This window comes from Lachnoclostridium sp. An14, assembly GCF_002160755.1.
Classification (GTDB): domain Bacteria; phylum Bacillota; class Clostridia; order Lachnospirales; family Lachnospiraceae; genus Lachnoclostridium_A.
Genome location: NZ_NFLE01000005.1, coordinates 102082 through 126964, shown reverse-complemented (window position 1 = coordinate 126964; position 24883 = coordinate 102082). Strand labels below are relative to the sequence as shown.

22 protein-coding genes and 1 pseudogene are annotated in these 24883 nt (G+C 54.9%); 6 read left to right on the top strand and 17 right to left on the bottom strand.

Annotated elements, in window-relative coordinates; genetic code table 11:
* The first annotated feature begins 310 nt into the window (after window positions 1-310).
* From nhaC to B5E84_RS04785, 4 genes are all read left to right on the top strand, one after another.
* Complete coding sequence (nhaC, locus tag B5E84_RS04805) at window positions 311-1753, top strand: Na+/H+ antiporter NhaC (RefSeq protein ID WP_087219992.1); 1443 nt, start codon at window positions 311-313, stop codon at window positions 1751-1753.
* Window positions 1754-1764: 11 nt separating this feature from the next.
* Window positions 1765-2925, top strand: coding sequence for a beta-aspartyl-peptidase (iadA, locus tag B5E84_RS04800; RefSeq protein WP_242963297.1), 1161 nt, complete (start codon window positions 1765-1767; stop codon window positions 2923-2925).
* 1 nt (window position 2926) lies between these two features.
* Window positions 2927-3769 carry an aminotransferase class IV gene (locus B5E84_RS04795; RefSeq protein WP_087219988.1) on the top strand — a complete coding sequence of 281 codons (843 nt, stop codon included), beginning with the start codon at window positions 2927-2929 and terminating at the stop codon, window positions 3767-3769.
* A 294-nt stretch (window positions 3770-4063) separates the two neighbouring features.
* The gene (locus B5E84_RS04785) at window positions 4064-5440 is read left to right on the top strand and encodes an MATE family efflux transporter (RefSeq protein ID WP_087219978.1); all 1377 of its coding nucleotides are present in this window, start codon (window positions 4064-4066) and stop codon (window positions 5438-5440) included.
* A gap of 181 nt (window positions 5441-5621) precedes the next feature.
* Here B5E84_RS04785 and hemW read toward each other — a convergent pair whose 3' ends face one another.
* The 4 genes from hemW to gpr form a co-directional block, all read right to left on the bottom strand.
* Window positions 5622-6788, bottom strand: a complete 1167-nt coding sequence (hemW, locus tag B5E84_RS04780) for a radical SAM family heme chaperone HemW (protein ID WP_087219974.1) — start codon at window positions 6786-6788, stop codon at window positions 5622-5624.
* Window positions 6781-8592 (bottom strand): translation elongation factor 4, encoded by a 1812-nt coding sequence (gene lepA / locus B5E84_RS04775; protein ID WP_087219971.1) that lies wholly within the window; start codon window positions 8590-8592, stop codon window positions 6781-6783. Before lepA ends, hemW begins: the two co-directional genes overlap by 8 nt.
* A gap of 134 nt (window positions 8593-8726) precedes the next feature.
* Window positions 8727-10391 carry a stage II sporulation protein P gene (locus B5E84_RS04770; RefSeq protein ID WP_242963296.1) on the bottom strand — a complete coding sequence of 555 codons (1665 nt, stop codon included), beginning with the start codon at window positions 10389-10391 and terminating at the stop codon, window positions 8727-8729.
* Window positions 10388-11428: a GPR endopeptidase gene (gene gpr, locus B5E84_RS04765; RefSeq protein ID WP_242963295.1), complete on the bottom strand. Its 1041-nt coding sequence runs from the start codon at window positions 11426-11428 to the stop codon at window positions 10388-10390. The genes B5E84_RS04770 and gpr overlap by 4 nt, the downstream gene beginning before the upstream one ends.
* A gap of 372 nt (window positions 11429-11800) precedes the next feature.
* Between gpr and rpsT the strand changes: the two genes are divergently transcribed.
* Window positions 11801-12064 (top strand): 30S ribosomal protein S20, encoded by a 264-nt coding sequence (rpsT, locus tag B5E84_RS04760; RefSeq protein WP_087219968.1) that lies wholly within the window; start codon window positions 11801-11803, stop codon window positions 12062-12064.
* Window positions 12065-12545: 481 nt separating this feature from the next.
* Here rpsT and B5E84_RS04755 read toward each other — a convergent pair whose 3' ends face one another.
* The 6 genes from B5E84_RS04755 to B5E84_RS04730 form a co-directional block, all read right to left on the bottom strand.
* Window positions 12546-12986 carry a Dps family protein gene (locus B5E84_RS04755; protein WP_087219965.1) on the bottom strand — a complete coding sequence of 147 codons (441 nt, stop codon included), beginning with the start codon at window positions 12984-12986 and terminating at the stop codon, window positions 12546-12548.
* Window positions 12987-13365: 379 nt separating this feature from the next.
* The gene (gene holA, locus B5E84_RS04750; RefSeq protein ID WP_087219962.1) at window positions 13366-14343 is read right to left on the bottom strand and encodes a DNA polymerase III subunit delta; all 978 of its coding nucleotides are present in this window, start codon (window positions 14341-14343) and stop codon (window positions 13366-13368) included.
* Entirely contained in the window at window positions 14327-16579 is a 2253-nt protein-coding gene (locus B5E84_RS04745; RefSeq protein ID WP_087219959.1) for a DNA internalization-related competence protein ComEC/Rec2, read from the bottom strand. Before B5E84_RS04745 ends, holA begins: the two co-directional genes overlap by 17 nt.
* A gap of 53 nt (window positions 16580-16632) precedes the next feature.
* Window positions 16633-17577, bottom strand: coding sequence for a GerMN domain-containing protein (locus B5E84_RS04740; RefSeq protein WP_330374173.1), 945 nt, complete (start codon window positions 17575-17577; stop codon window positions 16633-16635).
* A 14-nt stretch (window positions 17578-17591) separates the two neighbouring features.
* Window positions 17592-19016, bottom strand: a complete 1425-nt coding sequence (locus B5E84_RS04735; protein ID WP_087219953.1) for a sensor histidine kinase — start codon at window positions 19014-19016, stop codon at window positions 17592-17594.
* Between the two features lie 3 nt (window positions 19017-19019).
* The gene (locus tag B5E84_RS04730) at window positions 19020-19883 is read right to left on the bottom strand and encodes a DegV family protein (protein WP_087219950.1); all 864 of its coding nucleotides are present in this window, start codon (window positions 19881-19883) and stop codon (window positions 19020-19022) included.
* A gap of 196 nt (window positions 19884-20079) precedes the next feature.
* On the opposite strand from B5E84_RS04730, the gene B5E84_RS04725 reads away from it, so the two are divergent.
* Entirely contained in the window at window positions 20080-20760 is a 681-nt protein-coding gene (locus tag B5E84_RS04725; RefSeq protein WP_087219947.1) for a hypothetical protein, read from the top strand.
* Window positions 20761-21176: 416 nt separating this feature from the next.
* Here the strand turns inward: B5E84_RS04725 and B5E84_RS04720 are convergent.
* The 7 genes and pseudogenes from B5E84_RS04720 to B5E84_RS04690 form a co-directional block, all read right to left on the bottom strand.
* Window positions 21177-21641: pseudogene (locus B5E84_RS04720) on the bottom strand (hypothetical protein); the annotation flags it as partial.
* Window positions 21642-21812: 171 nt separating this feature from the next.
* The gene (locus B5E84_RS04715; RefSeq protein WP_087219941.1) at window positions 21813-23051 is read right to left on the bottom strand and encodes a site-specific integrase; all 1239 of its coding nucleotides are present in this window, start codon (window positions 23049-23051) and stop codon (window positions 21813-21815) included.
* Between the two features lie 34 nt (window positions 23052-23085).
* Window positions 23086-23268 carry a hypothetical protein gene (locus B5E84_RS04710; RefSeq protein ID WP_087219938.1) on the bottom strand — a complete coding sequence of 61 codons (183 nt, stop codon included), beginning with the start codon at window positions 23266-23268 and terminating at the stop codon, window positions 23086-23088.
* A gap of 101 nt (window positions 23269-23369) precedes the next feature.
* A complete protein-coding gene (locus B5E84_RS04705; protein WP_087219935.1) occupies window positions 23370-23564 on the bottom strand; it encodes a DUF6462 family protein in 195 nt (64 codons plus the stop codon).
* 211 nt (window positions 23565-23775) lie between these two features.
* A complete protein-coding gene (locus tag B5E84_RS04700) occupies window positions 23776-24054 on the bottom strand; it encodes a DUF6809 family protein (RefSeq protein ID WP_087219933.1) in 279 nt (92 codons plus the stop codon).
* A complete protein-coding gene (locus tag B5E84_RS04695; RefSeq protein WP_087219930.1) occupies window positions 24051-24425 on the bottom strand; it encodes a DUF4313 domain-containing protein in 375 nt (124 codons plus the stop codon). The genes B5E84_RS04700 and B5E84_RS04695 overlap by 4 nt, the downstream gene beginning before the upstream one ends.
* A 6-nt stretch (window positions 24426-24431) precedes the next feature.
* Complete coding sequence (locus tag B5E84_RS04690) at window positions 24432-24878, bottom strand: DUF6809 family protein (protein WP_087219927.1); 447 nt, start codon at window positions 24876-24878, stop codon at window positions 24432-24434.
* Window positions 24879-24883 lie beyond the last annotated feature (5 nt).

Sequence of the window (24883 nt, the reverse complement as noted above, 5' to 3'; positions counted from 1 at the left end):
GCAATTTCTGCCGGATTTTTATTGCATTCAAAATCCAGATACGCTATACTATAGGGAGCAGGAACGGCGGTTTCCGTTCAGTTGGGGCACAGGCTACAGGCCCTTTTTTTGCGGAAAAAACCGGTTTGCGTTTTCTTACAGACAATAGGACATTTTTAACGCCGGTGGACAAGGGTGTGCACTCCTGTCCACCGGCGTGTTCTTTATGCCACAGGGATTTGCCTCCCTGGGATACAAAAACCTTCACCGCCGTGAGAACGCCGTCCTGACTACCCAACGGGGGAAGAAACCCAAATAAAGGAGGATTTCTATGAGTAACACACCAAAGAACACACCAAGGGCCAAAAGAAAACCCACATTTCTGGAAGCCGTCATCCCCATTCTCGCCATGCTGGTCATCCTGACCATCGGCAAGGGCGTCATGGGCTACAGCACGGAGCCGCTGCTGATCCTGGTGGCCTGCGTGGCCGCCTTTGTGGCGCACAACGTGGGCGTCACCTGGGATGAAATGATGGAGGAGATTTCCGCCAAGATCGCCAAGGGAATGCCGTCCATCCTGATTCTCGTCACCGTAGGCGCCATGGTGGGCACCTGGATGGCCGCCGGCACCATTCCCATTATGATCTACTACGGCGTGCAGATCGTCAACCCGAAGTTTATGCTGGTGACGTCCTTTCTGATCACCGCTGTGGTATCCGTGGTTACGGGAACCTCCTGGGGCTCCGTGGCTACCATGGGCGTAGCCCTTATGGGAATTGCCAGCACCCTGGGCGTTTCCCTGCCGGCCACTGCCGGGGCTGTCATCGCCGGTTCCTATTTCGGCGATAAGATTTCCCCTCTGTCGGACACCACCAACCTGGCTCCCATCGCCGCCGGCAGCCAGCTCTACGAGCACATTTTCCATATGTTTTACACCACCGTTCCGGCAACTATCCTTTCCCTGGTGGTTTACGCCTTCGTGGGCCTGCGGGCGGATACCTCCGTCTACTCCACCTCGGAGACGGTGTCTGTGATGCTAAACCAGCTGGATACCATGTTCCACTGGAATTTCCTGCTGGTGCTGCCCATTATCATCGTGCTGGCCGGATCTCTGCTGCAGAAACCCACCATCCCGGTCATGCTGCTGTCCACCGTAGTAGCCGGTGTGGAGGGCGTGCTGTTCCAGGGCGTGGCTTTAAAGGACGTGCTGTCCGCCACGGTCAGCGGATTTAACGTGAGCATGATCACCCGTCCGGGCTTTGATCCCGCCTCCTGCTCCTCGGAGATTACCCAGCTGTTAAACCGGGGCGGCATGAACGGCATTATGAGCACCACCCTGCTGGTATTCTGCGCCTTCTGTTTCGCCGGAATCATGAGCCGGGCCGGTTGTCTGGATGTGGTGCTGGAGAAGATCTTAAGCGTGGCAAAGAGCACCGGCGCCCTGATCACCGCCACCGTGGCCTCCTGTATCGTTATGGCCCTGACCACCGGAAACTCCTACCTGTCCATCCTGATTCCCGGTGAAATGTTCCGTGACGCCTACAAAGCCCGCGGGCTGGCGGCAAAAAATCTGTCCCGTACCCTGGAGGACGCCGGAACTGTATTCGTGCCTCTGGTTCCCTGGTCCGCCGCAGGCGCCTACATGACCGCCACCCTGGGCGTCCAGACTTTGGACTACCTGCCCTGGGCCATTCTGTGCTATACTGGATTTATCTTCGCCATCATCTGGGGATTCACCGGGTTCGGCATCGCCAGGCTTGAGGACGAGAAATAAGGAGTTGACATATGATGATTAAACTGCTGAAAAACGCACAGGTTTACAGCCCGGCGCCCATGGGAAAAAAGGATCTCCTCATCGCGGGGGAGAAAATTCTCATGATCCGGGACTCCATCCAGGGCTATGAGGGCCTGGATGGGGTGGAAACCTTCGATCTGGAGGGAAATATCCTGGCTCCCGCCTACATTGACCTCCACGTCCACATCACGGGAGGTGGCGGCGAGCAGGGGCCGGCCTCCAGAGTTCCCGAATCCCAGCTGACCACCTTCACCACCAACGGCATCGCCACGGTGGTGGGCCTGCTGGGCACGGACGGCATCACCAGAAGCCTGGAAAACCTGGTGGCGAAGGCGCGGGCCCTGACGGAGGAAGGCATCACCGCCTACGCCCTCACCAGCGCCTACTGCTACCCGCCCACCACCATCACCGGTAGCGTGGAAAAGGACATTGTGATGATCCCGCCTATGATCGGGGTGAAGGTGGCCGCCTCCGACCACCGCAGCTCCAATCCCACGGGAGAGGATCTGATCGCCCTGGGCACCGCTGCCCGCCGGGCCGGCCTTTTAAGCGGCACCCCCGGCCTGGTGACCATCCACATGGGCAGCGGAAACGGGCGGCTGGATCCCATTTTCTACGCCCTGGAGCACTCCGACGTGCCGGTGAAGAATTTCCTTCCCACCCATATGCTGCGGACTCCGGAGCTGATGGAGGACGGCGTGCGGCTGATCCGTATGGGAGGATATATGGACTGCACCGCCGGCTGCGACGAGGAGAGCTGCGAGACGGCCGCCGGGCAGATCGCGGACCTTCTTGGCCGGGACGGCGTTTTCGCGGACCATATGACCCTGTCCAGCGACGCCTACGGCAGCCAGCCCCGGTTTGATGAAAACGGGAACTGCGTCGGCCTGACCTACGCCTCCCCCAAGTACCTGCACAAGACCATTCAGAGCCTGGCAAAACGGGGAATCCCCTTAGAGGAGGCCCTGAAGTTACTGACCTCCACCCCCGCCGCGGTGCTGGGAAAGGAAGGCGTAAAGGGCTGTGTCCGCGAGGGCGCGGACGCGGATCTTCTGGTGCTGGGAGACGGGCTGGCCATCGACGGCCTGTTCGCGAAAGGAAAAACAGCCCTCTGGAAAGGCGAAATCAAAATGAAAGGCAGATTTGAATAAGATGGAAAACTTGGCTTATTACAACGGAAGGATTTCCCTCATCGACGAGATGATGATTCCCATGAACGACCGCGTCTGCTACTTTGGCGACGGCGTTTACGAGGCGACGATGGTGAACAACCACCATATTTTTGCCCTCCAGGACCACCTGGACCGGCTCTACAACAGCGCCGGGCTGGTGCGCATCCAGATCCCCTACACGAAGGAGGAGCTGGGCCAGCTTTTAAAGGAGCTGGTGCTAAAGGTGGACGCGCCGGAGCAGATGCTCTACTGGCAGGTGACCCGCGGCACCGCCCCCAGAAACCACATTTTCCCCAAAGGGGACGTGAAGGCGAACCTGTGGGTGACCATCAAGCCCATGAAGGTGAAACCTCAGGATCAGCTTTTAAAGCTCACGGACATGGAGGACACCCGGTTCTTCCACTGCAACATCAAGACCCTGAACCTGATGATCAACTGTATGGCGGCGGAAAAGGCCGAGGAGCTGGGCTGTGACGAGTGCGTGTTCCACCGGGGCGAGGTGGTGACGGAGTGCGCCCACAGCAACATCAGCATTTTCAAGGACGGCGTATTCATCACCCATCCCACGGACCATCTGATTCTGCCCGGAATCACCAGAAAGCACATGATCGACATCTGCAAGGCCCATGGCATCCCTGTGGATGAGACGCCCTTTACCATGAAACAGCTCATGGAGGCAGACGAGATCCTGGTGTCCAGCGCCACCCAGCTCTGCCGCCGGGCCGGTTCCTTAAACGGCCAGCCGGTGGGCGGAAAGGCTCCGGAGCTGGTAAAGCTGCTCCAGGATGCCTATATGAAAAAATTCCTGGAGGAAACCGCGTAAAAATGGAAGCTCCCGCCGTTTCCGGCCTGATTTGCCGCCTGATTTCCGGCGGTAAATCAGGCCGGTGTGACGGCGGGAGCTTTCTTTCTCTTTTTCCCGGTCATTCAGAACCGGCGGGATTAAAGGCCCGGCCTTCTTTTTTGTCTTCCCCAGATCTTTCCATTGGCCCTAAGCGGCGGCCGTTCCGGGAAAATTCTTCCCATCTGTACACATTTCCCCTTTTAGTGCTATAATAGTGTTAATTTTAGTTTCACAGGCCTCCTTGCGGCCTTCGGAAAGGACGGAAAGATTCATATGCAAGACCAAAGTAAGACCATACTGTTTGAACAGGCCCCCATCCCCACCGCGGTGGCAAAGCTGGCCGTTCCCACCATTTTAAGCTCTCTGGTGATGGTGCTCTACAACCTGGCGGACACCTACTTCGTGGGAATGTTAAACAACCCCATCGAAAACGCCGCCGTCACCCTGGCGGCGCCGGTGCTCCTAGCCTTCAACGCCGTGAACAACCTGTTCGGCGTGGGCAGCTCCAGTATGATGAGCCGCGCCCTGGGGCGAAAGGACTACAACACCGTTTACCGCAGCTCCGCCTTCGGTTTCTACTGCTCCGTGGCCGCCGGACTGCTGTTTTCCCTGCTGTGCACCCTGTTCCTCTCTCCCCTGCTCACCCTGTTGGGAGCCACGCCGGAGACGGCAGAAGCCACCACGGGATATTTGAAATGGACCACCTGCCTGGGCGCCACCCCCGCCATCTTAAACGTGGTGATGGCCTACATGGTCCGCTCCGAGGGCAGCGCCCTCCACGCCAGCGTGGGCACCATGAGCGGCTGTCTGTTAAACATTGTGCTGGACCCCATTTTCATCCTGCCCTGGGGCTTTCATATGGGCGCGGCAGGAGCCGGCTTTGCCACCTGCATTTCCAACTGCGTGGCCTGCCTCTACTTCTTCGTGCTGCTGTTCGTCCGCCGGGGAAAGACTTACGTCTGCATCAACCCGAAGATGTTCCGCCTCCAGCGGGACGTGGTGTTAGGGGTGTGCGGAGTGGGTATCCCTGCCGCCATCCAGAACCTGTTAAACGTCACCGGCATGACCATTTTAAACAACTTTACCGCTGTCTACGGGGCCAACGCCGTGGCTGCCATGGGCATCACCCAGAAGCTGAGCATGATCCCCATGTACATCTCCCAGGGCCTGGCCCAGGGAATCATGCCCCTCATCAGCTACAACTACGCCTCCGGCAACATCAAGCGGATGAAAAAGACCCTGTTTTTCGCCGCCAGGGTGATCATCTCCTTCATGGTGTTTATGTCCGTGTTCTACAGCCTGGAGGCGGGCACCCTGATCCGGCTGTTTATGGAAAATGAGGAAATCATCGCCTACGGCACCCGGTTCCTTCGCGGATTCTGCCTGGCCCTGCCCTTCCTGTGCACCGACTTCCTGGCTGTGGGCGTGTTCCAGGCAGTGGGAATGGGACGGGAGTCCTTCCTCTTTGCCGTTCTCCGCAAGATCGTGCTGGAGATCCCGGCGCTCTGCATTTTAAACGCCATCTTCCCCCTCTACGGACTGGCCTACGCCCAGACTACCGCGGAGGTCATCCTGGCCATCGCCGCCGTGCTGGTGCTGCGCAGAATGTTTAAAAAGCTGGATCGGACGTTTTCCCAGAAAAATGCCTGACCGGCCAGACGAAGACAAACGATAAGGAAAAGAAAAAGCTGCGGCTTTCCGGATATTGCATCGGAAAACCGCAGCTTTTTCATGCACAGGAAACCGCGTTCCCTATGATAGGAAAGCCGCTGGCGGAATACGCACTTTTTTATGCCGTTTTTATTTTTTTCGATTCCGGCTGTCCCCCAAATCAGTCCAGCAGAAAATGGCTCATCACATAATTGCTCAGATCCATCCCCTTTTCCGTGAGAAACACCCGCGGATGCTCTACCTGGAGCAGGCCCTTCTGCTCCATATCCTCGATCACCGGGCCGTACACGTTCCACATATTCTGGCCGAACTGCTGCAGAAACTCCGCTCCCGACACTCCTTCCGTCAGGCGCAGGCCCAGAAACATAAACTCCTCTATCCGGTCCCTCTGATCCAGCTTGTGGATCTCCTTGTAGAGGCAGGACGGAAAATCCGCCTGGGAGGCTTTTTCCATATAGGCCCGCAGATTTTCCTCTTTTTTAAACCGGAACCCGCTGACGCAGGAGGCGGCCCCAAGGCCCAGCCCCAGATAGTCCACTCCCGTCCAGTAGCCCAGATTGTGGCGGCACTGGCAGCCGGGACGGCTGTAATTGGAAATCTCGTACCGGTGGTAGCCGTGGGATTCCAGCACCGACCTGGTCACATGGTACATTTCCCGCTCCGTGTCCTCGTCCGGCAGGGGCGGAAACGCCTGGCCTCCGTTGCCGTAGCGGTCGAAGAAGGGCGTTCCCTCCTCAATGATCAGGCTGTAGGCGGAAATGTGCTCCGGCCGCAGCATCAGCACCTTTTTTAACGTCCGCTCCCAGCTGTCCAGGGTCTGTCCGGGCAGGGCGGACATCAGGTCCACATTCACGTTGGAAAAGCCTGCCTGGCGCACCTGCTGGTAGGATTTTAAGAAATCGTCGTATGTATGGATCCGCCCCAGCACCCGCAGCTCCCAGTCGTCCGCCGACTGAAGGCCCAGGCTGACGCGGTTGACGCCGCCTTCCCGGTAGCACTCCAGCTTGTGGGGATCCAGGGTGCCGGGATTGATCTCGATGGTGATTTCCGCATCCGTCCCCACGTCAAAATAGTCCCCCACCGCCTGCAAAATGCCTAAAATGTACTCCCCCGGCAGGATAGAGGGCGTCCCGCCCCCGATAAAAATGGAGGACACCTCATAATCCCGCACCCCGGCGCTCTCCTTTATGATCTCGTCGATCAGCGTTTCCACATACCCCCGCTGCACACCCAGGGTGGCCGGCATGGAGAGGAAATCGCAGTAGGCGCATTTTCTCTCGCAGAACGGGATGTGGATGTACAGCTCCAGCTTTTTCTTATCACTCATCGTCTAATTTCAGTACGCTCATAAACGCCTTCTGCGGAATCTCCACGTTTCCGATCTGGCGCATACGTTTCTTTCCTTCCTTCTGTTTCTCCAAAAGCTTTCTCTTTCTGGAAATGTCGCCGCCGTAGCACTTGGCGAGAACGTCCTTTCTCATGGCCTTTACAGTCTCTCTGGCGATGATCTTGCCGCCCACCGCCGCCTGAATGGGGATCTCAAACAGGTGTCTGGGGATCTCCTCCTTCAGTTTCTCGCACATTCTCCGTCCCCTGTCGTAGGCGGAGCCGGAGAACACGATAAAGGACAGGGCGTCCACTTCCTCCTTGTTTACCAGGATGTCCAGTTTTACCAGCTCCGACTGCTCGTAGCCCTTCAGCTCGTAGTCAAAGGAGGCGTAGCCTCTGGAGCGGGACTTTAAGGCGTCGAAGAAATCATAAATAATCTCGTTTAAGGGAAGGTCGTATTTTAACAGCGCCCTGGTGCCCTCGATGTATTCCATGCCCAGATAGTTTCCGCGGCGCTCCTGGCAGAGCTGCATGATGGCGCCCACGTACTCGGAGGTCACCATAATTTCCGCGCTGACGATGGGCTCCTCCATGTACTCGATCTCCGACGGGTCGGGGAGATTGGAGGGGTTGGTGAGCTCGATCATCTCGCCGTTGGTCTTGTGCACCCGGTAGATAACGCCGGGGGCAGTGGTCACCAGATCCAGGTTGTACTCCCGCTCCAGCCGCTCCTGGATGATGTCTAAGTGGAGCAGCCCCAGGAATCCGCAGCGGAATCCAAAGCCCAGGGCCAGGGAGGTTTCCGGCTCGAAAAACAGGGAAGCATCGTTTAACTGGAGCTTTTCCAGGGCATCCCGCAGGTCGGGATACTTGGCGCTGTCTGCCGGATAGAGGCCGCAGTACACCATGGGTGTCACCTTTTTATAGCCGGGGAGGGGCTCCGCGCAGGGGTTGTCCCGGTTGGTGATGGTGTCGCCCACGCGGGTGTCGCGGACGTTTTTGATGCTGGCGGTGATGTAGCCTACCATGCCGGCGGAAAGCTCGTCGCAGGGGATGAACTGGCCAGCGCCGAAGTAACCCACCTCCACCACGTCGAAGGTGGCCCCTGTGGCCATGAGCTTGATGGGCGTGCCCTTTTTCACTGTGCCGTTCTTCACCCGGCAGAATACGATGACGCCGCGGTAGGAATCGTACAGGGAGTCAAAAATCAGAGCCTGCAACGGAGCGTCGTCCTCTCCCGTGGGAGCCGGGATTTTGTGGACAATGGCCTCCAGCACCTCCTCCACGTTCTGTCCCGTCTTGGCGGAAATCCTGGGGGCGTCATGGGCCTCCAGGCCGATCACATCCTCGATCTCGGCGGCCACGTGGTCGGGATCGGCGCTGGGCAGGTCGATCTTATTGATCACCGGAAACACGTCCAGGTCGTGATCCAGGGCCAGGTAAACATTTGCCAGGGTCTGGGCTTCGATGCCCTGGGCGGCGTCCACCACCAGGATCGCGCCGTCGCAGGCTGCCAGGCTCCTGGAAACCTCGTAGTTGAAATCCACGTGTCCGGGGGTGTCGATGAGGTTGAAAATATATTCCTCCCCGTCTTTTGCCTTGTACACGGTGCGGACGGCCTGGGCCTTGATGGTGATGCCTCTCTCCCTCTCCAGATCCATGTTATCCAGCACCTGGGACTGCATTTCCCGACTGGTGAGCAGGCCGGTGCGCTCGATGATCCGGTCCGCCAGGGTGGATTTGCCATGGTCTATATGGGCGATGATACAAAAATTCCTGATTTTGCTCTGGTCTGCTGACATAAATTATCTTCCTCTTTCATGGGGTGTTTTCGTTTTCGCGGGCCGGTGGCCCGCTATGGTCTGTAAGGAGCCGCCCCGCCTGAAAAATCCAGGCATTCCGGCGGCTCACGGCTATACAATAACATACCATTTTTTTAATTTTCTTGCAACACCATATCTAAAACTTCTGCCAGCGGTTCCATGGCATTTTTCGCCTCCTGGTAGGTGTTGGTCTGGGCCCCCACCTCCACCAGGGAGGAACGGGGGCGGACGTGGAGGTTATAGCGCAGTCCTTTTAAGTAAATTTTCCTGGTGAGACCGGGAAAATAGGCGGCGGCCTTCACCTGCATCTGGAGGCTGAACGCCAGATTGTCCTCCCGGTAAGGGTTTGGCAGATATTCGATGGGGCCGTCCGGGGTCTGGCTCATGCCGTTAAAAAACATGATGGAGGCGGTGGGTTTCCCGTTGACCTCCGAAACCAGATGGGTGCCCTCGGCCACCCCGTCCCGGTGAATGTCTAATACCACCTCAATGGACGGGTTTTCCTGCAAAATGGCCGTAATCCCCTCCAGGGCATATGTATAGGCCTGGCTGCGGTCCAGCTTTCCGTCCCGCAGGTCGTAGACGGAGGTATCATGGATCACGTTGTAGCCTTTAGCCCGCAAAAGCTCTGCCAGATAGGCTCCTACTCCCACCACAGTTGCCTCCCGGTGCTCCGGCCCGTAGTCGGCGAAGGTCTCCTGGGAATGGCTGTGATAGATGAGGATCTGGGGGGCGTCATTCCCTGCTGTCAGCCGCAGGTCCTTTGAAAGCAGGTCTTTCGCGTTCATCTCATCCCGGCCGGCGGTGGTGGACGGGTGGACGCTGTAGAAGGTCTTCATGAGAAAGTCGTAGTCGGCCAGCTGCTCCAGGGAATAGGTCTGGCCGGTGACCGGGCGGGCGGAGGCAGCCTGGGAATTCCGGGACTCCTGGCCGGATGGAAGGGCGGCAAAGGCGTTTCCGGAGAGAGCCTCCGGCAGGGCGCTGCTGATGATCAGCCCTCCCTCTCCCACAGCCGCCGGAAGTCCTGGAGAGGATGGCTGGATGGCTGTGGCTGCCGGTTCGGATCCGGCTGGTTCGGACGTCTGACCTTCTGTATTCGCCGGTTCGGACGCCTGGCTTTCTGTATCCGCGGTTTCGGCAGGTTCGGACGCCTGGCTTTCCTGGCCCGGCGTCCCGGGTATGGACGTTTCGGCTGTAGACGCTCCGGATGACCCGCTGGCTTTGTCCGACGCTGCGGATCCGGATGATTCCGATGACTGACCTTTTATATCCGCCGTCCCGGCTGGTTCGGCGATGGCAGAGCCTCCACCTGATGCCGCCTCATTTCCCCCGGCTGTGCCGCTCCCAGCGGCGTCCGCCGCCCCGCTCCCGGCTCCCAATGCCTCATAGGACGCGTAAAACCTCTGGTTTTTCAGATAGTCTGAAAAGGCCGGATCCCGCCCTTCCTTCATCCGCTCCAGCTCCTGCCGCTCCTTTCCCAGCCGGTAGGAAGGCACGGTGCGGAGGGCCAGCTCCACTATTCCTGCCCCATCCGCCCAGGGCCTTCCCGCCGGGTAGTGGCCGTTCCAGACAAATCTCAGGCAGGCTCTGGCCGCCTCCGCCCCCAGCTCCTGAAACACCGGTGTTCCCGTTTCTTTGCCTACATCAGGCAGCCACAGCTCTCTGCCGCCCCAGAGGGCCGCCGCCGTACAGAGGGCCAGCGCCAGGCGGCCCCATCCCCTTCGTCTCCCAATCCTCACCCGTCCACCCACTCTCTCAACATCACCTTCTATCATCATATGCCGTAAAACGCCCGGTGGATTCCTTCCGATATGGTAAAGCTCAGCTGTTTCACCGTCTCGTCAATGTCCGGGGGCGTCACGTAAAGCTGGCCAAGCTCCGGATCCAGCACCTCCCGGATCAGCTGGTACTGTTCCTCTGCCCCCATCTGCTCCAACCAGTTCCCCACGCCCTTGGTGCGGCTCCCCTTTTCCAGGGCCGCCGCCACCGCCGCCACCGTATCCTGGGCAATGGCCGGGGCTCCCACCACCGTAGGCACGCCGATGGCCAGCACTGGAATTCCCAGGCTCTCCTCCGTCAGCCCGTGGCGGTGGTTTCCCACGCCGGAGCCTGGGTGGATGCCGGTGTTTGTCAGCTGGATGGTGGTTCCCAGACGGCGGATGCTCCTGGCTGCCAGGGCGTCAATGGCGATCACCAGATCCGGCTGCGTCTCCCGGATAATGCCCCGCAGGATTTCCGCCGTCTCCATCCCCGTCTGAGCCATCACTCCCGGCACAATCCCGCTGAGCACAGGAAGATCCCCGTCATCCGCCACCTTTCTCGTCACCCGCACATTTCCTAAGACCCGCGGCCCCAGGGAGTCCGGGGTGACGTAAGGGTTTCCCAGGCCCACCGCCAGCACATGGATCCCTGGAAAGCCCTGCTCCCGTTTCCGTTTCAGGGCTTTGCAGGCGAGCCTTTTTAGCTGGGCCGCCAGCTCCTCCGCCACGTCCTCGTGATAGCCCTCGTCCTTTTCCCCCAGCTTTCCCGCTTCCAGGGTCAGATAAATCCCCACCGGTTTCCCCAGGGCCTTCGCCCCGCGGTCGTTTTCCACCTGTACCTCCGTGAGGGAGATCCCTCCGTCCTTCCACTCCCGGAATACCACCCCATCCGGAAACCTCCCGGCACCGCGCACGTTCTCCCTGCTCTCCAGCGCCAGATCTGTCCGCACCTCAAACCTTTTTCCACCAGAAACACCCCCATGACGCCTTGTGTTCTGCCGTTTTTCGGTTCTCCTTCTCCCGGACCGCCTTCCTGCCCCTCGTTCCATCTTCATTTCTCTCCTTCCTGCTCCTGATTGCTTTATTTGCTGGTAACCGTTCAGCCATGCAGAAACATATGGCAAAATACTGCGTGAGAGCTTGCTCACTAAGCAGTGTTTTGCCATATGTTTCTATAGGGCGGACGCCCGTCATGAATAATTTGACGGCTAATAACGCTTCACGTTAGCCAATTTTGTAAAATCCGTCAAATTATGAATGGCATGGCTGAACGGTTACATTTTCTGCAAAAAAAGGCTGAAATATGTATTGACAGACCGGGACAGATTGGATAAAATACAATAGTATGTTTACATTGAACTGTCCGTGTCCAGGTTTCGATGCAAACCGAAGATTAATGAAAATGAAAATAATTGGAGGTGTACAGATTGGCTAACATTAAATCCGCTAAGAAAAGAATCTTAGTAAACGAGACGAAGGCTGCTAGAAATAAAGCTATCAGATCCAAAGTAAGAACTGCTATCAAGAAGGTAGACGCTGCTATCGCTGCTGGTGACAAGGCTGCTGCACAGGCTTGCTTAGTAGCTGCTACCGCTGAGATTGACAAGGCTGAGACCAAGGGAGTTTACCACAAGAATACGGCATCCCGTAAGGTATCCCGTCTGGCTAAGGCTGTCAATGGCATGGCTTAAATTATAGACGAGAGAATATGAATGAGGACTCTTATTCGCTGGTGTGACGGATAAGAGTTCTTTTTTGTGTTATGGGAAGTTTCTTTCCCTGTTGCGCAAAAGGCTCCGGCGGAATGCCTGTTCTCCGCAGTGAAAAAAGGTCGCTGGCTAAAATGGGGACTGGGCGCTCTACGGTTTCCTGAACCGAAGGGTTTTCCCAGCGTTTTTCCCAGACTCCTCTGGCCCAAAAACCAGCGGCCGTTTTCTCTCCTGCCGCAGCGCATCGGCGCCGCAGTATATTAACGCCGCGGTACATCTGCATTACGGTGCATCTGCATTGCAGTATATCAGCATTGCGGCATATCAGCATTGCGATATATCAACATTATGGCATATCAACATTACAATATATCAACATTGCAGCATATCAACCACGCAACGGATCAACAACGCCGCCTATCTGCGCGCCGCCGCTTAGCAAAGCCGCAGTTTATCAGCCAATCTACTGAGTCATCGCCTCCAAAAACCACAGCGTTTTCTGATAATGCTCCAGCTGTTCCTCCATCATAGCCACCAGTCCATAAAGCCCTTCGCTGTCCGCCTGGGCGCGGATGGTTTCCGCCTGCGCCTTCATCGCTCCCATATCCTGCTTTACCACATCCAGCGCCTCCACGGAACGAATCACGGCAGAATCCAGCTCCTGGATCGTAGCTGTCTCCATATATGCTTTCATAGAGGCCAGGGGGAACTCCCCATTCATCTTCAGGCATTCCGCCACGGAGTCCAGCGTCCCCGCGAAACCGTCATACAGCGTCTCCAGATATTCGTGAACCGGCTTAAAGTCTCTCCCCACCACATTCCAGTGCAGGTTGTGCAGTTTCACGTAAAGAACTGCCACGTTGGCCAGATACTGATTTAATGCAGCTGTCATCTCTTTTTTCATGTCTGATACCTCCTGTGTAAATGATGAACTGTTTGTTGTTTTTAGTTAGTTGTTCCTAACTTATCATTTACTATACCATGGGAGCGACTATTTGTAAAGCAATTCGGGGAAAATAGAGAGTCCGTCTCCCTTTTTTTAAAATGAGGGAAAACAGATGAGAAAAATGAGAACGAAGAAAACGACTGCGTCAAAAACCAAAGGCCCACCGATGAGAAAGGTAGCCGCCGGTTTTGCCCTCGCTGGCGCGCCTTCTATCTGAGGCAAACTGCCAGGATTTATTTTCCCGTTTCAGCCGGAGCGCCGGCGCCTGGCCTGTCAAAGGCAGACCGCGGCAGCCGTTTCCGGCGGGAGAGGGCCTTCCCGCCGTCTGCCATGCCGGTCAGCGGTATTTTTTCGCGATTAAAAGCTCCACTGCCAGCCGGTCCTGCAGCCTTCCCGACTTTACCGCCTCCTCCGACGACACGCACAGCTCCACATAGGAGAGGATCTGCTCTCTGGTAAAGGCCCTGGCCTGAGGCATGGTCCGCCCCACCACAAAGGGCTGCATCTTTAACTTTGAGGCGATGGAGGATTTGTCCAGCCCTTTTCCCATCAGCTCCTTCACCTGCAAAATCTGGTTGAACTGACGGGCGATCAGGTACAGGATCCTCATGGGCGGCTCCTTGAGGGTCAGCAGGTCCTCGTAAAGGTCCATGGCTTTCTTCGTATCTCCTCCCACGATCGCTCCCACCATCTCAAAGATCTTGCTGGTGACGTGAACGGTACAGATGGCACGCACATCCTCGTCCGTCACCACCTCCCGGTCTCCCACATAGCTCACCAGCTTTTCCAGCTCCATGCGGATATTTTCCATATCGTCCCCGGCGGAGGCCAAAAACAGATCCATGGTCCGCCCGGTGATCCGCTTTCCGTCCTTTGCCAGGATCCCTCCGGCCCAGCGGGCCAGCTGGGAGGCGTCCTGGCGGGACAGCTCCGCCGCGTAGCCCAGCTCCTTCACCTTTTTATAGAGACGGTTCCGCTTGTCCACCTCCGACTCCACAAAAACCATGCAGGTGCTGTCCGGCATCTGGGGCAGATAGCTCACCAGCTCCTCCCCGGCGGCGCTTTTAAAAAATCCCGTATCCTCCAGAAGGATCAGGCGGCGGTCCGCAAAAAAGGGCATGGTGTCCGCCAGGTTCATGACCTCCTTCACATCCACGTTCTTTCCCTCGAAATAGTTGTAATTCATGGTATCCCCGCCGGTAATCCCGTCCTTCAGCCGGTTTTTATAGCTTTTTTTCAGAAAATCCTCCTCGCCAAAGAGAAGATACGTCCGTTTAAAATTCTGTTCCTTTAAATCCTTATTCAGCGTCTGCATCTGCCATTTCCTTTCTAAAGGGATGGATCCGGATCCGCGTTCCGTCCGTCCACACCGTCACCGCTCCCAGTTTTGCCGTTTCCAGAAGGCGGGCTCCCGTCTGCTCCAGCCGCTCCACCGCCTCCGGAGCCGGATGGCCGTAGGAGTTGCCCTCGCCGTAAGACAACACGGCAAAGGCCGGACGCACCAGCTCCAGAAATTCTTCGCAGCTGGAGGAGGCGGAACCGTGGTGGGCAGCCTTCAGCACCGTCACCTCTCCCAGTTTCGCCCTGGTGTCAGGACGTGCCGCCATCTCCCGCTCACACTCCTCCCCCGTATCCCCGGTAAATAAAAAAGAGGCGTCTCCGCAGTCCATCCGCAGGATCAGGGACTGATCGTTCCGGTCCGGCGGTGGCTCACTGTCCCGGTAAGGGTAGAGGCAGGAAAGGCTCATGTTCCCCGCCTGCAGCCCATCCCCCTGAGCCATCTGCGCCACCCGGATTCCCTTTTCTTCCGCCAGACGGGCCAGCTGCCGCTGGGCCTCATCCCCGGCCCCCAGAGCCGGTAAAATCAGCGTATTCACCTCCACAGCGCCGTTTTCCAAAAGCTCCTTTAGCCCGCTTATATGGTCATTGTCACAGTGGCTCACCACCGCATAATCGACGCGGCGGATTCCCTCTGACAGCAGAAACGGCTCCAGGATCTGGACCCCCACCTTCTTTTTATCCGTGCTGCCGCCGTCCAAAAGCAGGGTGACGCCTTCCGCCTCCACCACCATGCCATCCCCCTGACCCACGTCCAGGTAAGTGACCCGGACCCCTCTCTCCGGCAGGGGAAAGAGCGTCAGAAACAGGACGGCCGTCACCGCGGCAAAGCCCAGTTTCTTATGTTTCATCCGCCCGGCGTTCCAGGCAAAGAACGCCAGCAGCGCCCCGTAGGCCGCCACCTGCCAGAGCGCCGGACGGCCGATCACCAGACGGTTTCCAGGCAGCTGGCCGCAGAGGCCGCACAGAAACTCATAAAGTTCCAGAATGTAACAGCCGCTCCCGATACAGACCCGTCCCAGAGGCAGGCAAAACGCCCCCGTTCCCAGACACAGCAGGCCGGAAATCATGGCGTAGGTCATCAGAGGGATGACCAGAAGATTCAGCAAAATCCCGTAAGGCGGATAGACGAAAAAATGATACAGCACCGCAGGATAGGTGGCCAGTTGCACCGCCAGAGAACTCACCGCCAAGGCTCCCAGCCGCCCTTCCCAGATCCCGGCCCTCTCCAGGGCCTTTCCCAGGACGCCGATGCCTCCCACCGCCAGAAAAGAAAGCTGGACGCCTCCCTGAGCCAGCGAAAGAGGCTCTCTCCAGGCAATCACCGCCCCCGCCAGCCCCAAAGCCGACGGCAGGTCATACACTCTCCCCAGGCAGCCGGAGCCGACGGAAACCAGAAACATGATCACCGCCCGCTGGGTGGAAGGAGAAAAGCCAGTCATCAGCCCGTAGCAGGCCATCAAAGCGCCGCCGGCGGCGGCCGCGCCCCGTTTTCCCGCTCCCAGCCGTCTTAACAGGCCGTACAGCCCCATCCCCAGCATGGACACGTGAAGGCCGCTGATCGCCAGCAGATGGGAAATCCCATTCTCCTGGTACAGGGCGTAAATCTCGTCGGGAATATCTCCCTTCATCCCCAAAAGCATAGCCTTAAAAATCCCGGCCTTCTCCCCGCCGCAGGCCTCCAAAATCCGTGCGCAGCCTTCCCGCAACTGCCCCAGGACTCTCCGCAGGGGATTTCCTCCAGGCAGCTGTCCCCACTCTTTTGCCGACAGTTTCCAAAAGCTGCCGCGGGACTCATAGTAATCGCGATAGTCAAACTCTCCCGGGTTCGTGGCCGGGCTGTACTGGCTGTACCGGCCGGCGGCCCAGACGCGGTCGCCGGCCTGAAACCGCGGCTTTTCCTCAAAAAACACCGATACGGTGCCCACCGGTTCTCCGCCGGGCTCCAGGCGGCAGCCAGTCAGCTCTGCCCCGTAGCCGCCGCTCTTTGCCTCCAGGCTCTTGACGGTGCCCGTCACCCGGCTGCCGCTCTCCGGCGCCAGATTCCGTGCCGTTTCCGCCTGCCTTCCAGCCATTTCCGCCCGGAACAGGCCAAAGGCCACAGAAAGCGCCAAAAGCAGCGCCCACAGGCTCTGTCTCCGTTTGCAATCCCAGAGAAGTTTCAGCAGCAGACCGGCTAAAAGCACCGCCATCTCCGCCGTACGCAGGGCCAATACCTCTCCAAGTACCAATCCCCCTGCCAAAAATACCAGCGGCCGTCTGATGGTTATTTTCCTCCTATATAGTCCAGGTTTCTCTCAAACTGGGTGTCCAGAGAGATAGAATCCCGAAATTTCACATTTCCCGAGCCATTTACGGAAATCTGCACCCGGTTGATCCCAGCGGCCTCCGCCAGGGAATTCACAATGGAATAGATGGGGATGTAATCCGCCACCGCCAGGGTTCCGCTTCCGCTCAGGAAATCCTCGTCAAAATTGATATAGCACACGTTGTCATTTACGGAGACGTTTAGCAGCTCCGTAGTGGGCGGAATGGTGGGACAAAGGCGAAACGCCTCCGGCCCGGCGATCAGCTCCTCCAACACCAGCTGGGCCATGGAGGTATTTACATTGTGTACCACCTCCCTGGTCTCCGGGTATAAAAGTTCCCCCTTCTCGTCTGTAAAATACAGGGTCAGAGTCGTTTTCTCATAGGCGTTCACGTCGCTGATGCTGTCTATGAAATCGTTTCCGGAAATGACTCCCACCGGCTGCCCCTTAGAGTTCAAAAGCGGCTGCTCCCCGGCGAGAATGCTGATGTAGTTCACGCCCTCCGCCTGAGTGAGCGTCCTGGCCAGAGCCGCCCGGCAGAGGATTTCCTGATCCGCCTTCATGCTGTTGTAGGAGTCGCTGAAGGTAAGGTATACCACCGTCTCCTCCCGATGAAAGCCGCGGTACTCCACTTTTTCCGGGATCGCCGACTGGCTGTCCAGCTCCTGGGGAACAGAACGCAGCTGCCCCATTAACTCCTCCACCAGCTGATCCGTGTCCGTGGTCTCCGTTTGGTACGCATTGGGCGTGAGCCTGGTCCCGGACGCGTCCAGGTAGTAAATCCAGTACTCTCCGTCCTCTCTCGTCCCCGCAGGAGCGGATTTCCTTCCGCAGCCGGCGGCCACGCAGGCCAGGAGGAAAAGAAGGCAGAGAACCGGCAACCATATTCGCTTTTTCTCCATTCTCATCTCCTCCTCTATGAAATATAGGTGAGGGGAACCTGCACGGTAAACACAGTCCCCTCCCCCTCCACACTGCTCACCTGGATGGTGCCGCGGTGCATCTGAATCACGTTTTTCGTGATGGCCAGACCCAGGCCGGTGCCTCCCGTCTCCCGGGAGCGGGCCTTGTCCACCCGGTAAAAACGCTCGAAAATCCGGGACTGGAACTCCTCCGGGATTCCGATGCCGGAGTCTGCCACCTTAATGGTAAACAGCTTGTGATCCGCATCCAGGGTCACCCGGACCCAGCCGTCCTCCCGGTTGTACTTTACGGCGTTTTCCACCAGGTTGTTGAGCGCCAGGGAAATCTTTACCTCGTCCACCTCGGCGGTCACCTCCCGGATCGTCTCCAACGTCAGCTCGATGTTGCGTTTTTTCGCGATGGGCCGCAGCCGCTTTAAAATCAGCTCCAGCAGGCTGCCGATATTGACCTGGCTGATATTCATCACCTCTGCCGCCGATTTGTCCATCTTTACCAAAGAGAGAAGATCGTCGATAATCTTGCTCTCCCTGTCGATCTCGTCAGAAATATCCACCATAAATTCCTGGTACAGCTCCACCGGGGCATTCTCCATGGACATGAGGGAGTCTGCCAGCACCCGGATCGAGGTGATGGGGGTTTTCAGCTCGTGGGACACGTTGGAAACAAACTCCTGTCTGGAATTGTCCACCTCCCGCAGCTTGGTGAAAGCCTGGCTGACCGCCGCGGACATCTCCTTCGTCTCCTTATAGGCATCCACCTGGATCTCGTCCATATCCCCCGCCGCGAACCGTTTTAATGCCCGCCGGAAATCATAAATCGGGCCCATATAGAGCCGTACGGATGCCAGGATCCCAATGACCATAAGGATCAGGGCCATTCCCTCAAACATGGTCGTTTTCTCCCCTACCATGTTCGTCAGGCTCAGGATGGGGGCCGTAGAGGCCGTCACCACCATAACCCCGTCGATGGCCCCGTTTCCCGCGCGGTAAACGGGAAAGGTCTGGATGATATAATGCTTGTCCCGGTTGTATTTATTGCTGCTCTCCCCGCGGAAACAGCGGAGGATTTCCTCGGAAATATAGTATTTCCCCTCAGACAGGTTAAAGGTATCCCGGACAATCCGGTACGTCCCGTCCACAATCACAATCCGGCCGTTGAACACGTCCGCCAGCACATCCATCTGGCTGTCCAGGATCGTGTCCGTCACCTCCCCGTTTAAATAGCCCGACTGGGTCAGGCGGTTACTCAAAATCAGGGACTGATTCTGGATCTCCAGCGTCCTGGCCTCGATCTGATTCTGGCGCAGGGACGTCAAAAGCAGCCTCCCCTGAAGAAACATGGGCAGAAACCCAATGACAAACAGCATGATGACCAGGGGCGTCCTCATGCTCACTGTACGTCTGAATTTTTTCCACATACTTTAGCCTTCCAGCATTTTTGTGCAGGCCACGGCCAAAGCGCCCGGGCCTATGTGACAGGCAACGCTTAAGGACAGGGGATCCGCGTGAATGGGCGCGCCGGGATACAGCTCTGCCAGCTCCTGTTTCAGCTCCTCCGCCGCATCAAAATTGGCCGTGTGGGCGATCTGAAGGAAGGAATGGCGGGCCTCCCCGTCAGAGAAACGCTCCTCCAGGTCTTTTTTTAAGGCCGAAAGCATAATGGTCTTGGCCTGTTTCATGGTGCGGGCCTTGGCAAAAGCGTCCAGTTTCTCTCCCTGGATGGTGAGCACCGGCTTGATCCGCAAAAGGGTGCCCAGAGCAGCGGCCGCAGGGGTCACCCGTCCGCCCTTTTTCAGATATTTCAGAGTATCCACCGTAATGTAAATGCTGGAGTCATACCTCGTCTCATAGAGAAGGGACGCGATCTCCTCCCCAGTCTTTCCTTCCTCCGCCAGCCGCTTGGCATCCAGGGCAGACTGCCTCTGGGTCACGGAAATACGGTGGTTATTCACCACAAACACCTTTCCCTCATAGTCCTGGGCCAGCATCATAGCCGTCTGGCAGGAGCCGCTTAAGCCGCTGGACATGGGGATGTGGACAATCTGGTCGTACTCCTCAAGTAGCCTGTCCCACAGGCCGGTCACTGACTCCGGCGTAGGCTGAGAGGTGGAAATATCCGCCCCTTCCGCCAATTTCTCATAAAACTGTTCCTGGGTCAAATCTATATCCTCGTAGTACGTCTGCCCGTTAATCATGAACGGCATGGGAACCACAAAAATCCCTTCCTGTTCCGCCTGCCGCTGGGTAATCCCGCTGTTGCTGTCGGTTACGATCGCAATCTTCATTTCCCTTCTCCTTCCTGTAAACTGCCCCATACGCCGGCGGCGGTCAAGGGCATACCTGAATTTCATTTTAGCTTATTTCCTGAGAAAAGGGAAGTGTAAAATTCCGGAGAAACAGGAAGATAGGATGGACGAACCCACCGGTTTCAGAGTATAATGGGAACACCAGCTCATTGGAGCGGAAAAGGGGGAGAACAATATGCCTTATTGTCCAAAATGTGATATGGAATTTGTAGAGGGAGTGACGGTGTGCACCGACTGCGGCCGGCCGCTTTTCCCAAGCCGGGAGGAGGCCATGGCAGCCCAAAAGCAGGAGGAAGAAATGGCCGGGGAGCTAAAATCCCAGGCTCTGGCTGCCGCCCTCACGGCCTCTGAAGGGAACACCCGGGAAACGCCCCGCGTCCACGCCTACGTAAAGAAATCTCAGAAACGGGAGGATCTGAAATCCTCCGCCGCGGCCTTCGCCCTGGTAGGCGCCGCGCTGGCCGCCGCGTCCCTGGTGCTGTGGACCGGAATCTTAAACGTCTCCATCTCCGGGGCGTCCCGGATGATCGTGCAGTGCATGACCACTGCCATGGCCGTAGGCTGTCTGCTGGTGGCTGTCCGTTCCTTTCAGTCCGTAAAAACCGTGGCCGCCCAGGTGGACGAGGAGGAGGCCCGCACAAAAGACATCATTGACTGGTTTTCGCGTACCTACACCGGGGAAACGCTGGACGGGGAACTGGGTGCGGAACGGGAGGAACTGTCACCGGAGGAACTGAGCCTGAAACGGTTCGAGCTGATCCAGGATATTCTGGTCACAAACCACGACCTGCCGGATCCTTCCTATGTAGATGCCTTAAGTGAGGAAATTTACGGGAAACTTTACGAGGAACTGTAATTGAAAAAGTGTGCGCTTGGCAAACACGCGCGCCGGAGCGCGGCTGCGTCAGCAGCCATATTCCTCTGCGCGGAGTGCGCCTCCCGCCGGAGGCTTTTGTGTCATAGGGAACGCAGTTTCCTATGACATGAAAAAGTGTGCGCTTGACAAACACGCGCGCCGGACTGCAGAAATGCGGAAAACTGATGGGGTTTTATCCAGAATAACAGATCACCTTCCGGATGTCCAATAAAATTTTTATAAAATTAGCTTTTTATAAACCGGCAGGAAACAGCTGCCGGCGCCAAATGGCCAGGGAGCACGTTTCCCGTTTCCCTATCTGAAATGAAATCAAAACAATTTAAAACGGACACCTTCCCGGTATGTTTCTGGGAAAGTGTCCGTTTCTCTATGGTTTACCTGTCCGTTTCCGGCTCCTAGTAAAGCTTCGCACCTGCCGGGATCCGGCTGTCCACCATGAGAAGATTCAGGCCCTCATGGCCGTCCTCCTCGTGTACGGCAGAAATCAGCATTCCGCAGGAATCAATGCCCATCATCTTTCTCGGCGGCAGGTTCACGATGGCGATGCAGGTTTTGCCGATCAGCTCCTCCGGCTCGTAATACTCGTGAATTCCGCTTAAAATCGTGCGGTCCGTGCCGGTTCCGTCGTCTAAGGTGAACTGGAGCAGTTTCTTGGATTTGGGCACTGCCACGCAGTCCTTTACCTTCACGGCGCGGAAATCGGACTTGGAGAAGGTCTCAAAATCCACCATCTCCTCAAACAGCGGCTCGATCTTCACCTTGGAGAAGTCAATGGTCTCCGGCGCTGCCGCAGGGGCCGCTGCCGTCTCCGCCTTCTTCTGGCTGTCAGAACCGCCCAGACTCTTGAGAGTGGGGAATAATCATCAATTTATTTTCATAAACCACTTTTTTCGTTATTAACAACTTTTTTAGCTTTTCATATCAACTACAAATTTCCTATAAAATCGTTGAAATCTCTGCAATTCGTCGTATCACTGTCGTACTCTTCAAAATTTGTCGTACGCATAAAATCATAACAAATGGGGCTTTTTCTAAAATATATCCAATCTGGATAAATTCTCCATTGCCTCCATTTTTTTCTTATTAGTTACCTCCGCATAAATATCCATCGTTGTCTCAATATTAGCATGACCCATAATTGTCTGTAGTACCTTCAGGTTTGTTTCACATTCACAAAGCCTAGAACAAAACGTATGCCTTAAATGATGGCAAGAAAAGTGTGGTATTAAAATTGGCTCTCGATGCTCTTTTGCCGCTTTAACAATTTCTTCCGCATTGTGAGCTTCATATATGCGTTTAATCGTCCTGTTAATCGTTTGTGGATTATGAACATTGCCAAAACGATTTGTAAACACAAATCCGCTCATACCATCAATTTCTACATCACTAAATCCATTTTCCTGCTGTTCGGCATATTCCTGCTGCAATGCCTCATAAACAATATCCATCATAGGAATCGTTCGGATGCCTGCTTCTGTTTTCGGCAATGATATTGCAAAGGTACACATCGGATGGTCTTTGTACCTCGTGCTGTAATAAATTAAGCTGTGATTAATACTAATCAAACGCTTTTCGAAATCCAGATCTTCCCATCGAATTCCTATCGCTTCGCCTATACGACACCCTGTACCAAGCAAAAACTTAAAAATAGATGACCAGTGATTATACGTTATACTATTTTCTATATAATCCATAAAGGCTTTTTGCTGTTCTGGTGTCAAAGCATGTCTTACTCCATGATTTTTTCCTGGTAATTTCTTCACTTGTTTCATCACTCCATCACTCGGATTTATTCGAATAACATTATCCTTCACTGCCAATTGAAATGTCGGGTGCAACACCGTATGGATTGTATCCAATGTATTAAGCTGTAAGTTTTTATCCTTTAACAAGGTTTGATAAAACTGCAATACATCTGAATATTTTACGGCCGCAATTTTCTTTTTTCCGAACCCATCTCTTACAAAATGATTATACATATATATGTAGTTCTGCCTGGTCGTATCTCGAAGTTCCGACTTTGTTGACATATATCTGTCAAAAACAAAATTAATTGTCGCAGTCCCCGCCGTATATGTATCTAAACCATCGAGCTGGTCCCGGATAAGTTGAGTTTCCCGTTTCCGCAGTTCCAGAATGTCTTTGGAGTAGATGCTTCGCCGTTTTCCTTCCGGATCTGTATAGGTATATACGTATTTATTATCACAACTACGCTGCGTTTCGCCTTTTCTTAATACTCTGCCCTTATTGTCTTTCCTTGAACCGGCCATATCCGCTCCTTTCCAAGGAAAGGGCTTGCACTTGTTACTGTTCTGAGATTGTATCCAACTCGTATTGCATATCAATCCCTCTTAGCAGCACCTGTGATATAGTCATGTCATGTTTGGAGGCATAGTTTCTAAGCTTCGCTGATTCCTCCGCAGTCATCTTTAATCCAATAAAATTATTTTTAGGATTATCTGATTTTGGTCTCCCAGTTCTCGCCATCCTATGCACCTCCATCCATTACATGACTATTATACCTTTTGGTTAAACAGTAAGTCAATCACAATTTTTCATGCAAATCCTTTTCCTTATTCCTGCTCTATTTATCTCACACGGAATGATTCAAGATATTCGTCAAATACGTCTAAATCAACCAAAACCAATCGGTCAATTTTTAAAGTAGCTCCCGCGTCTTTTGCAAGCGTTTGAAATTTATTCATGCCCATACTATACATTTCGGCGCCGTCCTTATATCTGACAAGCCGTTTTTTGTTAATTGCTTTTGCGTTTCTCTGCATAATTTTATCCTCCTCTACTTTTAATCCCACTTCTGGACATAATGTCCAGAAGTGAAGGAATCTTTAACCTGTTTTCAATATTTTTTAATCCCGCATATTAAATCTTAGTATTCAGTTGTCAATGTACATATGCTTTAAAGGCCTTTCATAATAATAAATAGCGGCTGTTAAAGGGAATTTGAGAAATATATGAGATATTTTTGAAATTTTATCAAATTTTATCCTCATATAATGCCTCTACCGCCAGACGCATCCCTGTCATAAATCCCTGTACATAGGTTTCCTCTGCCATCTGCGTATCCAGCAAACAGTGGTTTTCACACATTTGATAAAATTCTTCTCTATGTTCTATCGGAATTAAATTTCGCATACGTTCCTGACAGTGAACCAATTCATATAAAAGTTCTTTCCCTCTAGCATTGAATTCTTCTGGGAGTTCCTGAAATAAAGAGTCCCCCCGATATAATTTTAAAATAGTTTCTTTATTCATTTTCTCGCCCCCGTAGCCTGCAAGATTTCTAGATAATTTTCATACCCATCCGGATCTGCCTCTTTTAATGCACTGTCCCGAAAGCGAAATTCCGGATAAACGCAGTAACCGCTTCGGCCCAGCACACCGGTCGGCACAGCCAGTCCATTTCGCACCAGCCAGGGCAGAATACTATCGCCGTTATTATTGGTATCTATAAATGCACAGTCCTTTTTACACTTTCCACCCAGATTTACCGTTAAGGTATTCCATGGTTCGCCATCTTCGCAGGTTATCATCTGAATAGCGAGATTTCCATTCAAATAGGAGCGAACCTGAAGCCTCACCGGGATGGACTTCCCATACTTTTCCAGAATCAAAGACTTTGTCATAATGCATTACCCTTTCTTACCGTTTTCCTTGTTTTCATTTGTTAAAAGACCAACTGCCATAAGCCGTATTGCCGTACCATATCCCTGACGGAACATTTCCTGGCTTTCCTCCGAGCTGTGCAGATTAACGGCAGCATTATATTGAAGGAAAAGATTCCATTGCTCCTTTGACAATGTTTTTTCTAATTTTCCCAGGGCAGAAAGAGTCTCTTGCCTGCCTTTTGCGAGACGGGTTGCTTTCGAAAAACCGTTGCTTTTCAATACCCTGTCATACAGCAGAGCAAGCAGTTCCTCTTCCTGGCTTTCTGTCGTAAAAGCAGCTGAAAAAGGCTGGATAAAAGAAACATTCTGCAGGTTTTCTAAAGTGTTCCCAATCCGTTCCAGCGTATCCAGCAATCTGGGAAGCTGGTGTTCAAAAAAACGTTTTCCTATTATTGTTTCATAAAATTCCATGGGCA